We start from the raw sequence: 14,552 nt of genomic DNA, 5'->3' as shown, positions 1-14,552 counted from the left end.
GCCAATGGGCTAGCAGCCATGCCATGTTAAAGGGGCGAGCCGGGAGCGCCGGAAAGCGCTTCAATTTGATGTTTGACGCCAACGGCATCTTCCACATCAAGTTGAAAGGCGATCCCGGTGCCTGAGGTCTCATCGAACTCGCCCACGCGAGCAATGGATTCTAGAATATGGCGACTAATATGCTCTTCCGCCAAAAAAAGCAGCATATCGCGCTGAGCCGTAATCTCCATACCGAAAATGCCTCGGGCTTTTTCCAGGCCTTCGCCCCGGGCATTGTTGATGACGGTCGCTCCCGTGGCGCCAGCGTCACGTGCCGCCTTTAAAAGAGCGTCGGTTCTTTCATCTTCGACCAGTGCCACAATCAATTTAAAGCGCATTGTTGTCTTCTCTTGGCATTTGCTGAGGTTTTTTCTTAGGTTTACATTTACTGGCCCACTGTGCGATCTGGGCGTACCCCATAACGCTAATGATGGGAAATAGACAGGCCAGTGCGATCATTCCAAATCCGTCCATTAGAGGGCTTCGTCCTGGGATGGAGGATGCCAAACCGAGCCCTAGCGCAGCAATAATGGGCACGGTAATGGTAGAGGTAGTGACCCCGCCTGAATCAAAGGCCAGCGGAATAATGGAGCGCGGTGAGCGAAGCGTTTGAATAATCACCAGTAGGTAAGCCGCAAAGATAAACCAATGTAACGGCCAGCCCATCACGATTCGCCAGGCGCCTAGCGTAATGCCGAGTGCCATACCCAGCGAAACGGCAATACGCAGCATAAGAGGGTTAATCGTTCCGCCGGATATTTCGCCTGCCTTAATGGACACTGCAATTAACGAAGGCTCAGCAAGCGTGGTGCTGGCACCAATGGTAAACGCGAATACATAGACCCAAAAGTAATCACGCCAATGTCGCTGTGAGCCTTCTTCAAGCATGGGTAAAAAATCGGCATTGGTTAGCTGGGTGGCCATCAACTCACCCATGGGGAAAAGTGCCTGTTCAAGACCCACTAAAAAAAGTGATAGACCTATCCAGACCATCACAAAGCCCACAATAACTCGAGCCAGATGTTTTATGGGCTTACGTATCACCCCGTATTGAAAGCCAAAGATTACCGCCACAATGGGCAGTATATCCAGCAGCGTATCCCATAGCGTGCCCCATAAGTTCATAAGGCCACACCGGGGAGAAAAGGTAAGCCAATAATGCTAAACAGCAGCACAAAAATAATCGGCATCACCGACGCAAAAGCAATCAAGCCAAAACCGTCCAGCATAGGGCTGCGCCCCTTAATGGATGACGCCAAACCTACACCTAGCGCGGTTACCAGCGGCACGGTAATGGTTGATGTAGTGACGCCGCCGGAGTCGTAGGCGATACCCACTATTTCTGCAGGCACTAATAGTGTTAATAAAAGTACGATCACGTAGCCGCTGATGATCATTAAGTGCAGCGGCCAGCCTTTGAAAATCCGTAGTACGCCTACAACCACGGCACTACCCACGGAAGCAGCCACCACCATACGTAAGCTTGACGCAAACATCTGGCGGGCAGCATCGGTGTGATTGATAAGACCGCCTTCGGCGACAACGTTAGCAGCCTGATTGGCAACGGCTATCAGGGCGGGTTCGGCAACTGTTGAGCCAAACCCTAGGGCAAAGGCAAATAGCAGAAGCCACACAAGAGACCCTTTGGTGACAAATGCGCGCGCTAAACTTTCGCCTACCGGAAATAGACCGAACTCAAGCCCTTTGATAAAAAGCGTCAGCCCAATAACAACACATATTAGACCCGTTAGCAGGTCAGCCAGGTCAAGTGTTGAGGGTAGAGGTTGGCGGAGAACCACCAATTGAAAAAAAGCCATGACCAACACCACCGGGGCTAGGTCACGCAGGCTTTCACGCATTTGCCTTACAAGCGATACGACTATTTCCATGCTTCATCAGGCCGAGGGTAGTGTGTTAATGGGAGGTGATAGAAAGAATAACGGTTTTCCTCGTATAAAATTTTGATCTTACGCAAATGCTCGTTCTTTAAACTCAGAAACTGCCAAATAAGGTACCCAAGGTAATCACGCTGATAAGTGCGATCACGGGTAGCACTATCGTGACCATCGCAACGTTGGCATAAGACTGACGATGAGTGAGACCACAAATAGCCAGCAGGGTGATTACCGCGCCGGAATGGGGCAGGGTATCCATACCGCCTGCGGCTATTGAAGCCACACGGTGCATTAGCTCAGGATTAATACCCGCTTCCTGGGCCATTGCTAGGTACTCACTGCCTAGGGTTTGCAGAGCAATTGAAAGGCCGCCTGATGAGGATCCGGTAATCCCCGCCAGTACGCTCATGGCAAGCGCCTCGGAAATTAACGGATTATTGGGTGATACGTTAAGCACCGCATCACGAATAATTGCAAAGCCGGCAAGGCTTGCGATCACGGCGCCATAGCCGACTTCTGAAGCTGTATTAAAAATCGGTAACAGCGACCCCATGACGCCTCTATTGATGGTGTCTTTTAAATCCAGCCAATATTTCCAGCGCGTAATGATCAGCCAGGCCGATGCGCTTAACAGCGCAATTAGAATCGCCCAGAGCCCGGTCTGAGCGTCTGGCGATACATTTTCGAAGGCCTCACTGATAAAGCTTAAATCCAGCGATGGAAAAATGCCGTAGGTAAACAGGGCGTTGAGGCCAATAACCATTATCAAAGGAATTATTGCGAGTGCCAGGGGCATCGTGATGGGCGTTGCGTCGGCGTTATCCGTGCTTGTTTCACGCTCTTTATGAGTGCCGTAGCCTTCACCGTTGGCAGCCGCTTTTTTTACGCGGGACTGTATGTAGGTAGTACCCAATCCTAGCATAATAAGCCCCGCAATAATCCCAAGCCCCGGCGCGGCAAAACTATTGGTTTCAAAAAAGGGGATAGGAATCGCATTTTGAATGGCGGGGGTCCCCGGCAGGGCCGTCATGGTAAAGGTGAAGGATCCCAGAGCAATACTGGCCGGAATTAAGCGTTTGGGAACATTGGCGTGGCGAAACAGCTCGCGGCTGATGGGGTAAATGGCAAACGCCACTACGAACAATGAAACGCCGCCGTAGGTAAGTAGGGCGCAGGCAAGCACCACCGTGAGCACAACGTGGTGGGTGCCCAGCTTGCTGACGATACCGTGGGAGATGGACTGCGCCGCGCCGGAGTCCGCCATCAATTGACCAAACAGTGCGCCCAGCAAGAATAGCGGAAAGAACTGCATAACGTAGTTCCCCAGCGCCTGCATAAACGTGTCGGTATAGATCGGCAGTAAAAATGCACCGTCACCGGATAACAGTACCGCAAGTGATGCCATTAACGGCGCAAGTAAGAGAACCGAAATACCTCGATAGGCCAGGAACATCAATAACAGCAGAGAAACAGCAATCGCCAACGTGCCCATGTTCTTTGCTCCAGAGAAATATAAATTAGTAATATTAAATAAGCGCCAAGGTTTGGATACTAGGCAGTATGTTGCAAAGCAGCAATGGTAGGGGGACTAAAGTAGTAGCGCCATATGTAAGCGCAGGCGTTTAGAAATAACGCAATGGATGCTTTTTGTAAGCGAGCGATCTGCTAAAATTTGCCCCCTTCGATATTAGGCTGTGTATCAAACCGCTGGCTCATTAGTGCGCCGCAAGGCGTTCGCTTGCTTTTCATACACGTCCTGATCACTTTGTCATCGCTCTGGAACTCTTCATGAATGCAGTGATACTTGCAGTACTCGTTATGGTAGTACTGTCGCTTTTACGTGTGTCTGTTGTCTTTGCCTTGGTTTTAGGCGCCTTGGTTGGGGGCTTGGTGGGCGGCCTTACGCTTGATCAAACCCTGGAGGCGTTTAACAACGGGGTCGGCGGGGGCGCTCAAGTGGCGCTGGCCTATGCCACGCTGGGCGCTTTTGCCGTGGCAATCTCGCGCTCTGGGTTGCCAGACATGCTGGCGAATCGATTGATTACCATGCTGGGTAAAGAGACGACGATAAAGCATCAGGCGCGCGTTAAAATGCTGCTCCTCACTGCCGTGTTACTGGTGGCGATTTCATCGCAAAATGCGATCCCCGTGCATATCGCCTTTATTCCGGTTTTAATTCCGCCGCTGTTAACCGTCATGAATCGCCTCCAGCTAGACCGTCGTGCGGTAGCCTGCGCGCTGACCTTTGGTTTAACCGCGCCTTATATGCTGCTGCCGGTCGGGTTTGGGGCTATTTTCCTTAACGATATTCTGCTGGCGAATTTAAACAGCGCAGGTGCCCCCCTGGGTCTGGAAATTACCCGTGCCATGGTGCCTATGGCCATGGCGATACCTGTGGGCGGCATGGCCATTGGGCTTTTAGTGGCTTTGTTCTTTAGCTATCGCGGTGGCCGCGAGTATTCCAGCAAAGACCTGGCGATGAGCAACGCGCAGCACGTAAATACGCCTGCCAAACCGCATAAGTTAGGCTTGATAATGTCCGGTGTGGCAATTGTGGCGGCACTGGGGTTGCAGCTTTACAGCGGTTCGATGATTTTAGGCGGTTTGGTTGGCATCGGCCTGCTATCCATCGGCGGGATTTTTAAATGGCGTGAAGCCGACGACCTGTTTACCAGCGGTATGCGGATGATGGCGCTGATCGGATTTATCATGATTTCGGCGGCTGGCTTTGCCGAAGTAATGAAGTCGACCGGTGATATTGATGCTTTGGTTGCGGGAGCTTTTGAGATATTTGGTGATAACCGCGGCGTCGCAGCGCTGGTAATGCTGCTGGTGGGTCTATTCATCACTCTGGGCATCGGCTCTTCTTTTTCAACGATCCCGATTATTGCCGCGATCTTTGTACCCCTGGCCGTACAGTTTGGATTTTCGCCCTTGGCGACGGTCGTGCTAGTGGGAACCGCAGCCGCCCTGGGGGATGCTGGTTCACCCGCTTCTGACTCAACCCTTGGGCCAACGGCTGGCTTAAATGTCGATGGGCAGCATGACCATATATGGGATAGCGTGGTGCCGACGTTTTTGCACTACAATCTGCCGCTGATTGCCTTTGGCTGGCTGGCGGCCATGACGCTTTAATCGTCATGCTGTAGCTACCAAGCAGTGCTAAAAAAGAAGCTCTTAAAAAAATTCTTAAAATAGTTCTTAAAAAATAGTTCTTAAAAAAATTAGCACCGAAAAGTAACGTCATAAAAACGGCAGCCAGTGGCTGCCGTTTTTATGTAAGCGGTTGTGGCTATTTAGGCAAATGGGCTTCGAAGGCACTAAGTAATCCACGCAGCAGTGAAAGCTCTTTACGGCTGGGCTGGGCGCGAGAAAAAAGGGTTTGAAGCTGTTCCTCGGTACGTGCATGCGGTTGGGTAAGAAAGCCGCTTTGCTGCATTAAACGGCCCAGATGATCCTGGAAATGCACAAATTGTTCGCGGCTGGGCGGGGTAGCTTCAAGGGGGCGCTGGTAGCTAAAGTCACTCGCATCACGTTTTCGCCAAGCGCGATGGGTCTCATAGGCCAGAATTTGAACGGCTTGAGAAAGATTTAAGATACCGTACTCAGGGTTGGCCGGGATACTTACTTGGTGGGTACAGCAGCGTATCTCGTCGTTGGTTAAGCCTGAGCGCTCACGACCAAATACCAGGGCAACCGGCGCGTTGGTCGCGTTCGAGATGACCTGCTCGGCCATATCATCGGGTTCGTCGAAGTGGGGCAGCGGCAGGCTGCGCAGCCGCGCGCTGGCACCTACTACCTGCACGCAGTCCTGCACAGCATCTTCGAGGCTAGTAACCACTAGCGCTTTTTCCAGAACATCCGTTGCACCTGCCGCTAGCCGCGTTGCTTCTTCATCAGGAAAGCAACGAGGATTAACCAGTACAAGGTTGGTTAGTCCCATGGTTTTCATGGCGCGCGCGGCGGCACCAATGTTGCCAGGGTGGAAGGTTTGCACAAGCACGATGCGTATATTGGAAAGCACGGTAATAACGACCTAAAAGCTGCCTAATAAAGGCGCTGATGGTAGCACGCTTTCATAATGATTGGCGTGTGTGAATCGCTCACGCCGGGCTGCCGCTAAACGACAAAAACCCCGCACAAGGCGGGGTTTTTGATGACGCTAAATGTCAGAGCGATAGGCTCAGAGGGGCATTACATCATGCCGCCCATTCCACCCATTCCACCCATTCCACCCATATCCGGCGCGGCTTCTTTTTCTTCTGGGTCATCAGCGATCATGCACTCAGTGGTGATCATCAGACCAGCAACAGAGCCCGCAGACTGCAGTGCAGTACGGGTTACTTTCGCCGGGTCAAGAACACCCATTTCGAACAGGTCGCCGTACTCACCCGTTTGAGCGTTGTAGCCGAAGTTGCCTTCGCCATCTTTAACGCGGTTGATAACCACAGCCGCTTCTTCACCAGCGTTGGTTACGATCTGGCGCAGCGGAGACTGCATAGCGCGCAGCGCCATGTTGATACCGTGGTTCTGGTCTTCGTTTTCGCCAGTCAAGCCTTGTACTTTGGCCATTACGCGAACCAGTGCGGTGCCGCCGCCAGGTACAACGCCTTCTTCTACGGCTGCACGAGTAGAATGCAGCGCGTCTTCAACGCGAGCTTTCTTCTCTTTCATTTCGACTTCGGTAGCCGCACCAACGCGGATAACGGCAACGCCGCCTGCCAGTTTGGCAACGCGCTCTTGCAGCTTCTCTTTGTCGTAATCAGAAGAAGTGTCTTCGATCTGCGCACGGATCTGGTTAACACGTGCTTCGATATCGTTTTCTACACCGGCGCCATCAATGATGGTGGTGTTTTCTTTAGACATCGTCATGCGCTTGGCAGTACCCAGGTGATCCAGGTTCGCTTGCTCAAGCGTCAGGCCGACTTCTTCAGAAATAACGGTACCGTTAGTCAGGATAGCGATATCCTGCAGCATGGCTTTACGACGGTCGCCGAAGCCAGGTGCCTTGGCAGCGGCTACTTTAACGATGCCGCGCATGTTGTTTACAACCAACGTCGCCAGTGCTTCGCCTTCGATATCTTCAGCGATGATGGCAAGCGGTTTGCCTTGCTTGGCAACAGCTTCCAGAACCGGCAGCAGTTCGCGAATGTTGGAGATCTTCTTATCCACGAGCAGGATGTAAGGATCTTCCAGTTCAACCGCCATGGTGTCCTGGTTGGTCACGAAGTAGGGCGAGAGGTAGCCGCGATCAAACTGCATACCTTCAACGACTTCCAGCTCGTCTTCAAAGCCACGGCCTTCGTCGACAGTGATAACGCCTTCTTTACCAACTTTTTCCATCGCTTCAGCGATGATTTCACCGATGCGCTTGTCGCCGTTGGCAGAGATAGTGCCTACCTGAGCAATCGACTTGGTGTCGGTGCAGGGTACAGACATTGCCTGAATTTCTTTAACCGCTGCAGTGACTGCTTGGTCAATGCCGCGCTTAAGATCCATCGGGTTCATGCCAGCAGTAACGCCTTTCAGGCCTTCTGCAACAATGGCTTGAGCCAGTACGGTGGCGGTAGTGGTACCGTCGCCAGCTGCGTCAGAAGTTTTGGAAGCAACTTCTTTAACCATTTGTGCGCCCATGTTTTCGAACTTGTCTTTCAGTTCGATCTCTTTGGCAACCGACACACCGTCTTTAGTAACGGTCGGCGCACCAAAGGATTTGTCGAGCACAACGTTACGGCCTTTCGGGCCCAGGGTAACTTTTACCGCGTTGGCGAGAACGTCAACGCCGCGAGCCATACGTTTACGTGCGTCATCAGAAAACTTAACTTGTTTAGCTGCCATGTTCGTTACTTCCTAAAATCGAATTATAAAAGGTGAAAGTAAGTAGTTGAGGCGATGATTAGCCTTCAACGACCGCCAGGATGTCGGCTTCGCTCATGATCAAGACTTCTTCGCCGTCGATTTTTTGCTTCTCAACGCCAAAGCCATCTTTGAAAATTACGCTGTCGCCAACTTTAACGTCTAGCGGACGTACTTCGCCGTTATCGAGAATGCGACCGTTGCCTACTGCAAGAACTTCGCCACGCGTGGGCTTTTCTTGTGCATTGCCTGGAAGCACGATGCCACCAGCAGTTTTCTGTTCTTCTTCCACGCGGCGAACTACGACGCGATCGTGCAAAGGACGGATTTTCATGCTCACGTTCTCCTGAGTATCGTCAAGGCCCTAATAGGGCAGATAGCTAAAACAAGATTCTCGAGGGCATTACCACGAGAAATGAAGGTTCACAACCTTCGTTGTTAATGGTGGCAACATAACCGTCACCACCGAGCCTGTATGCTGGTTCAAAAAGTGGGGGCTTCAAAAGCCCTTTCAAGGGGCAGCGATGAAAAAAGCGCCTTTTATTTGATTTTTTTATATTAATCGACGCTAGCGACGCCGGGAGCCATCATCGCGACTAATAAAATCACCTTCCAGCGGCCCCGTTTCATTGGAAGCACCAGTTTTATCGCCATTACCTCCATGATAGGAAGTACGTTGCTGGCGATGTGTTTTAGGTTGATCGTTTTGCCCGCTATAGAGGCTGGTTTTCAAGCCAAGCCACATTAGGGCTTTATACATAAGCTGCCGTGCGTTCGGCAGCAGACAGGCGATTCCCACTATGTCGGATAAGAAACCTGGCGCCATCAGAAGGGCGCCGCCGAAAATAAGCGCCGCGCCCGTTAGCAGTTCATTGGACGGGATTTCACCTGCCTGCATGCGTTGACGAGCGCGGGCAAACGTAGACACACCTTCTTTGCGAATTAGGTGTAGCCCAATGACGCCCGTCGCTAAAACAAGCAACAGGGTGGTGAGTAGGCCTATTTGGCTGCCGATTGAAAACAACAGTATGAAATCGAGTAAGGTAAATAAAGAGATGAATACAAGAATTGGCATGACCGGCTCCGTAACAGGCGTAATCGATCATTATTGTGTCATAAGTGCAAAAAACAAGCGTCTTCTCGTTATGTTTATTGATTCGCAATGCACGCCTGAGACTCAGTGTTAATGGGCTGTTGAGGAAAGCTGAGGTAGAGTTATTTTACAAACCAATGGGTAAGGAGAGAAGCATGCAATTAGCCGGTAAGGTGATCGCTATTACGGGAGGTGCTCGGGGGCTAGGCTTTTCAATAGCACAGCGTTTAGGCCAGCAAGGGGCAGCACTTGCTTTGCTGGATATGAGTGCTGAAGCGTTAGATCGAGCGGTATCAGAGCTTAAGCGAGATGGTATTCAGTCGGAAGCATTTGTCGTGAATGTCGCTGAGGAGGCTTCGGTGATTGCGGCGTTTGGTGATATTGCGAAACGCATGGGGCCTATTAGCGGTTGTGTTAACAATGCAGGTATTACTGATGATGCTCTGCTGGTAAAAGCCACTGATGGCCATGTAGAAAAACGCATGTCATTTGAGACTTGGCAACGGGTTCTTAATGTTAACTTGACCGGTGTGTTTCTATGTGGCCGTGAGGCGGCGACCCAGATCATTGAAGCGGGGCACGAGGGCGTTATCGTTAATATCTCAAGCATTTCACGAGCCGGCAATGCGGGGCAGAGTAACTATGCGGCGGCTAAAGCGGGCGTTCACGCGCTGACGGTTACTTGGGGTAAGGAGCTGGCTCGCTATGGTATTCGCACTGGTACCGTGGCGCCGGGTTTTGTCGCAACCGATATGACGGCGGCCATGCGCCCAGACATGTTGGAAAGAATCTCATCAAGCGTACCGTTGAGGCGCTTGGGAGAGCCTGATGATATTGCCAAAAGTGTCGCGTTTATTTTTGATAACGACTATTTCAGTGCGCGGATTATCGAATGTGACGGCGGCTTGCGGCTGTAATTCTATTTGAAAAAACGCTAAGACCGCGAGCCGGACTTACGCCTTCGGCTCGCTTTAAGCGTTTGTTACAAAATCAGCTAGCTATAAGTCAGGTAATTAGAAACAAGGTAATTGAAAAACTAAGGGGATTAGAATCCAAAATAGTCACGATTTATTTCACGCTGAAAGTACATTTCCAAGCGTAGCGTCATTGCCCAGCGAGGGTCGTAGCTAACTTCGCGTTGAAAGTGCAGCTCTGGAATGACATCGGCAAATAAAATGCCTTTATGGACATCGCGGCGATAACGGGTTTGTAAATAGTAGTTCGTTATGCGCGGATTAGAGACGCTTTCGCCGATGGCAATAGCTGAATAGCGCAGCGCACTACGCTTATTGAGCCGTTGGTTAAGCTCGGCAATTTCGCTGTACTCTAGCGTATCTTCTTCTTCTCGCCACTGAACGTTAGTGATAAAGCGCAGGTGGCGATTTTCAGAAAGAGGGCGGCCAATATCCCACTCGGTGCGCGCGGAGTAACCTTCATTGTTAAACCACGAAAGGCGGTTAAACGATTCCAGCTGCCAGGGGCCGTCACCGATATCCCAGAGCCGTTCGCTGGTAAAGCGTACGTAAGGATCCAGAGGTAGGCGTAAGCGAACACCCGCGCCAATCCGGTTACTCCAGTTTTCGCGTTTATCCCGGCTTTCAAGCCAGTCCAGCCCAAATGTCGAGTTACGACGGTCGCGCTGGTCGTTATACAGGCGGCCAGAGCCTTGATCGGCCAAGGTTCCTTGTGACTCTTCCGGATCGCTTTCAATGACTAGGCGTAAACGCTCTTCGGTAGTGGGTAGGTCGATCCGATAACGTACGCTGACGTCGCCGCCCACACCCTCTCCTTCCATCCAGTCAATCTCTTGGCCCAGGCGTAAATAGGACTCGTTATTAACGGAGTTGTTATAGTATTCCCCACCAAAAAATGAATCAATATTGCGTGATGTATTGTCCACCCAGTTGCCAACACGGGCACGAAACGGCTCAACTTGCTCTTCGGCCCAATCGGGTAAGTCACTAGTTTCTTCCTCGGCGTAAGCCTGAGAAGTGACAAGCGTTAAAGTGCCTAGACATAGCAAGGCAAAAAACTGTTTCATGTAATTATCTCGAATGATCGTTTTTAAAATTATATGAAGCGCTAGCTTAGGCTTAGGAAGCTTTGTGTATTTCTATATCCTTCGCCCACTTTAGCACGCGTTTTCGATCGCGTCGGCTGTTCATACGGTGAGTATCCACGCTGGAGGGGGTGAGTTGGCCAACAGGCTCGGCGGATAGATTCAAATGAAAACGCCGTGAAGCGCCAATCGGCATATCCTCTGAGCCGTAGATGGCAATAACACGTATCTCAAGCAACAGCTCCTGCTGTTTGATGGCATCTTCATCCAAGTCCCAATACTGGGTTAATCGTTTGATGATCGATTCAAAGGACTGGATGTGAATGTAATCACCTGAGCTAAGCGGTCCTTGGTGCGTGCGGTAATCTACCTCTTCATCTTCATCGCCCTGTTGTTGATATTCAACGATATCAAGCTGGTAGCTTTGCTCCTTGGTATGTAGAACCGCAACAAGATGCTGAACGTAAATGGCTTCGTTGCTCATATTGCTAACTAAGCAAAGCGCATCCAAGCCTATTCCTTTACCTCGGTTAATAATAATCCGAGGCCGACGTTGGCGCGCATAGCCGCCATAAAGCAATTGAGCATAAAAAACCCAAACAAATAAGGTGAGGATGCTGCTAGCAGCGGAGATTGCCTGTGCGTGCTCGTTGAGCCATTCCATAATTGAGATCCTTCTCAAGGCAAGATGCCGAATTGCAAAACACTAACGTTGCTAAAAGGTTAGCAGAAGTTAGCTAAAGGGGGAGGTGGTGAATAGGGATGAAAAAAACATAAAAAAATCGGTAAGCATATGCTTACCGATTGATAGGAATATAATAAAAATGAGATAACTAACTAAAATTGGTGCGGATGGGGAGACTCGAACTCCCACACCTTACGGCACTAGAACCTAAATCTAGCGTGTCTACCAATTCCACCACATCCGCAGAAGACGAGACGTATATTATCAAATTTATGGATAATGTCAACGCTTTAAACAACATAGTTGTCAGGCATTGCTCAACTAAGGAGCTGTATGAGGTTAATGAAAGGGTGGCAACGGGTGCATCGAGGGTTGCAAAAAGCCCTGCCGGGATATTGTGCCTTTTGCCTGATGCCCGCCCACGATGGTGTGGGGTGGTGTCGCGACTGTTTGGCTGATCTGCCTTGGAATACGCTTTGCTGCACACGGTGTGGCGAACCACTACGCCAACCGGCGCAATCGCTATGCGGTCACTGCCTGATGGAACCACCGCCTATCAAACGTGCTCATGTGAGCCTGCTCTATCAGTCCTCGATTAAAGAGCTTATGCATGATTTTAAATTTAATGCATCGCCTCGAGCGGGGATGCTTCTGGTGGAGTTGATGTTAGTGAATAAGCCCGATCTTTTGGGTTCTGCGTTACTGCCTGTGCCAATGCACCATCAGCGGGCGCGAGAGAGAGGGTTTAATCAGGCGTACTGGCTAGCAGAGCAGCTAGCCAGACGGACAGGCCTTGAACTGCTCAATGCTGAGTGTCACAAGCTAGTAGCTTCGCAACGTACGCTAAACCGACAGGAGCGAGCGGCTAATCTACGTGGCGCTTTCAGCATAAAAGGGCCGCTTCCCGCGCATATAACTCTGATTGACGATGTTGTCACAACCGGGGCCACTACCAACGCGCTGGCAAGGGTTGCCCAAAAGGCTGGCGCAATGCATGTAGACATCTGGGCTGTTGCCAGAACGCCGCTAGGCAATAGTTGATAAGATAGGCGTTTGGTTACTCAGGAGCGATTTATGTCACATCTTTTCAGTGCACTGTCGCCTGATACGGTCATGTCGGCGGCCGAATCTGTCGATATTTGGCCAGCCGGCGAGCCTTTTGCGCTTAATAGCTATGAAAACCGTGTATTGATGTTTCGTGATGATGAAGCACGAAGCTGGGTGATAAAGTTTTATCGTCCAGAGCGCTGGTCGGATGCCGCTATTCAAGAAGAGCATGATTTTTTACAGGAGCTTGATAAAGCGGGGGTGCCGGTAGTGGCGCCTTGGCGCAATAGTGAAGGGCAGTCGTTGCATCGCTACGCCGGTTTTCGTTTTACGCTTTTTCGTCAATGTGCAGGTCAGGCACCGGAGCTCGATAACCCCGCGCATCTTTATGCGCTGGGCGAAGTGTTAGGGCGGCTGCATAAAGTAGCGCACCGCAAAGCTTTTCAGCATCGCCCTCAACTAGTGCTTGAAAGCGGAATAGAAAATGCCCGCCAGCGGGTCGTTCAGAGCCAGTGGCTGAGTCAATTCCAGCAGCGTGCTTATCAATCGGTGGTTGAAAAAATGCAGCGGCTGCTGGCATCTAAAGCGCTCGATTCCGCTTCGTTAATGCGTTGCCATGGTGATTGCCACTTGGGTAACGTGCTGGGGCGGGATGAGCAATTTACCCTAGTTGATTTTGATGACTGCCTGATGGCGCCCGCCATTCAGGACATCTGGATGTTGCTGCCGACCGACGACCCCGACGGCTGGCGAGCACAGCTTAATGAAATCAGTGAAGGGTATGAGGAGTCGCAGCCGTTTCCTCATGATCAGATGTCGTTAATTGAACCATTAAGGGCCTATCGATTGATTCGGCATAGTTCTTGGCTGGTGTCGCGCTGGGACGATCCTGCGTTTCCACGGGCTTTTCCCTGGATGGCCGAAAGCGGTTACTGGGATCAGCACATTCGTCAGCTAGAGCAGCAGTGTTTGCAGCTTGAGCGTCCTATATGGCTGGCTTAAGCATTTATTTAAAAGCTCCAGACAGCTTAAGAGCGGCGTAATTACCGTTTTAAAAGTCGTTGCCATCTGCCACATAGCGATTAGGTGCGTTAAAATAATTTGATAACGCGTTTTTTTAATACTTATATTAATTTGCATTAGCTTTTTACTGACTTCATATTGCATAACTTATGAATAAAGGGCTTAGGCACTGCTTAGGATGCTTGGCTTGTCGATGGAATTGCCACGATGAGCAGTTGCATCGAGTAGACAGGCACCGTTTTAGTGAGACTTGATATGACCGATGACATCGCCCAGCATTATCGCCAAATTATTACTGCACTTGGTGAAGATCCTGATCGTGAAGGGCTGCGGGATACGCCTAAGCGCGCAGCTAAGGCCATGCAGTTTTTAAACGCAGGCTATCAGCAATCGCTCGAAGAAATCATTAACGGAGCGGTTTTTGAATCCAAGACCGATGAGATGGTGCTGGTAAAAAATATAGAGCTTTACTCTATGTGTGAGCACCACTTATTACCCTTCATTGGTAAATGCCACATTGCCTATTTACCGGATGGCAAAGTGTTAGGGCTTTCTAAATTTGCACGTATTGTCGATATGTATGCGCGGCGTATGCAGATTCAGGAAAGTCTGACCCGTGAAATTGCCGATGCTGTCCAGCAGGTGACCGGGGCGAAAGGGGTGGCTGTCGTGGTGGAAGCGCGGCATTTGTGCATGATGATGCGTGGCGTAGAAAAGCAGAACTCAAGCATGACTTCATCGGTAATGCTGGGTGGGTTCCGTGATAACCCCGCCACGCGTCAGGAGTTTTTAACGCTGATTAATTAAGATGGCGTTTCCATGGTCAGAGTGGCGATATTGGCCAAACACTTGGTT

At 50.7% G+C, this 14,552-nt stretch carries 15 protein-coding genes and 1 tRNA gene; 5 read left to right on the top strand and 11 right to left on the bottom strand.

The features are described 5' to 3' along the window. Positions 1–26 precede the first annotated feature (26 nt). The 4 genes from INT33_RS06310 to INT33_RS06295 all read right to left on the bottom strand — a co-directional run bounded on the left by INT33_RS06310 (position 27) and on the right by INT33_RS06295 (position 3,426). Positions 27–377, bottom strand: a complete 351-nt coding sequence (locus tag INT33_RS06310) for a P-II family nitrogen regulator (RefSeq protein WP_192537933.1) — start codon at positions 375–377, stop codon at positions 27–29. Then, a complete protein-coding gene (gene umpB, locus INT33_RS06305; RefSeq protein WP_193091429.1) occupies positions 367–1,164 on the bottom strand; it encodes a Na,Li,K/H(+) antiporter subunit UmpB in 798 nt (265 codons plus the stop codon). The genes INT33_RS06310 and umpB overlap by 11 nt, the downstream gene beginning before the upstream one ends. Continuing rightward, positions 1,161–1,928 carry a DUF1538 domain-containing protein gene (locus INT33_RS06300; protein WP_192537931.1) on the bottom strand — a complete coding sequence of 256 codons (768 nt, stop codon included), beginning with the start codon at positions 1,926–1,928 and terminating at the stop codon, positions 1,161–1,163. Before INT33_RS06300 ends, umpB begins: the two co-directional genes overlap by 4 nt. A 103-nt stretch (positions 1,929–2,031) precedes the next feature. Next, a complete protein-coding gene (locus tag INT33_RS06295; RefSeq protein WP_193091428.1) occupies positions 2,032–3,426 on the bottom strand; it encodes a GntP family permease in 1,395 nt (464 codons plus the stop codon). A gap of 296 nt (positions 3,427–3,722) precedes the next feature. Here INT33_RS06295 and INT33_RS06290 point away from each other — a divergent pair, with 296 nt between their 5' ends. Then, complete coding sequence (locus tag INT33_RS06290) at positions 3,723–5,069, top strand: Na+/H+ antiporter family protein (RefSeq protein WP_193091427.1); 1,347 nt, start codon at positions 3,723–3,725, stop codon at positions 5,067–5,069. A gap of 157 nt (positions 5,070–5,226) precedes the next feature. Here INT33_RS06290 and INT33_RS06285 read toward each other — a convergent pair whose 3' ends face one another. The 4 genes from INT33_RS06285 to INT33_RS06270 form a co-directional block, all read right to left on the bottom strand. Continuing rightward, on the bottom strand, positions 5,227–5,958 hold the full coding sequence (locus tag INT33_RS06285; RefSeq protein ID WP_193091426.1) for an RNA methyltransferase: 732 nt from the start codon (positions 5,956–5,958) through the stop codon (positions 5,227–5,229). A 170-nt stretch (positions 5,959–6,128) separates the two neighbouring features. Further along, entirely contained in the window at positions 6,129–7,772 is a 1,644-nt protein-coding gene (groL, locus tag INT33_RS06280; protein WP_192537926.1) for a chaperonin GroEL, read from the bottom strand. Positions 7,773–7,830: 58 nt separating this feature from the next. Further along, entirely contained in the window at positions 7,831–8,124 is a 294-nt protein-coding gene (locus INT33_RS06275) for a co-chaperone GroES (RefSeq protein WP_018916005.1), read from the bottom strand. Positions 8,125–8,358: 234 nt separating this feature from the next. Continuing rightward, positions 8,359–8,865, bottom strand: a complete 507-nt coding sequence (locus INT33_RS06270; protein ID WP_193091425.1) for an FxsA family protein — start codon at positions 8,863–8,865, stop codon at positions 8,359–8,361. 173 nt (positions 8,866–9,038) lie between these two features. On the opposite strand from INT33_RS06270, the gene INT33_RS06265 reads away from it, so the two are divergent. Further along, the gene (locus tag INT33_RS06265) at positions 9,039–9,800 is read left to right on the top strand and encodes an SDR family NAD(P)-dependent oxidoreductase (RefSeq protein ID WP_193091424.1); all 762 of its coding nucleotides are present in this window, start codon (positions 9,039–9,041) and stop codon (positions 9,798–9,800) included. Between the two features lie 128 nt (positions 9,801–9,928). Here the strand turns inward: INT33_RS06265 and INT33_RS06260 are convergent, their stop codons facing one another. The 3 genes from INT33_RS06260 to INT33_RS06250 form a co-directional block, all read right to left on the bottom strand. Next, positions 9,929–10,924, bottom strand: a complete 996-nt coding sequence (locus INT33_RS06260; RefSeq protein WP_192537923.1) for a hypothetical protein — start codon at positions 10,922–10,924, stop codon at positions 9,929–9,931. A gap of 52 nt (positions 10,925–10,976) precedes the next feature. Continuing rightward, the gene (locus INT33_RS06255; RefSeq protein WP_193091423.1) at positions 10,977–11,606 is read right to left on the bottom strand and encodes a hypothetical protein; all 630 of its coding nucleotides are present in this window, start codon (positions 11,604–11,606) and stop codon (positions 10,977–10,979) included. Positions 11,607–11,786: 180 nt separating this feature from the next. Continuing rightward, positions 11,787–11,871: transfer RNA gene (locus INT33_RS06250), tRNA-Leu, on the bottom strand. Positions 11,872–11,969: 98 nt separating this feature from the next. Here INT33_RS06250 and INT33_RS06245 point away from each other — a divergent pair. The 3 genes from INT33_RS06245 to folE all read left to right on the top strand — a co-directional run bounded on the left by INT33_RS06245 (position 11,970) and on the right by folE (position 14,504). Beyond that, positions 11,970–12,668: a ComF family protein gene (locus tag INT33_RS06245; protein ID WP_226940096.1), complete on the top strand. Its 699-nt coding sequence runs from the start codon at positions 11,970–11,972 to the stop codon at positions 12,666–12,668. Positions 12,669–12,701: 33 nt separating this feature from the next. Then, positions 12,702–13,676, top strand: coding sequence for a serine/threonine protein kinase (locus tag INT33_RS06240; RefSeq protein ID WP_193091422.1), 975 nt, complete (start codon positions 12,702–12,704; stop codon positions 13,674–13,676). A gap of 276 nt (positions 13,677–13,952) precedes the next feature. Further along, entirely contained in the window at positions 13,953–14,504 is a 552-nt protein-coding gene (folE, locus tag INT33_RS06235; RefSeq protein WP_192537920.1) for a GTP cyclohydrolase I FolE, read from the top strand. Positions 14,505–14,552: the final 48 nt, after the last annotated feature.

Origin of the sequence: Halomonas colorata (assembly GCF_014897985.1) — a bacterium.
Taxonomy (GTDB): domain Bacteria; phylum Pseudomonadota; class Gammaproteobacteria; order Pseudomonadales; family Halomonadaceae; genus Vreelandella; species Vreelandella colorata.
This window is presented reverse-complemented; position numbering and strand designations above follow the sequence as displayed.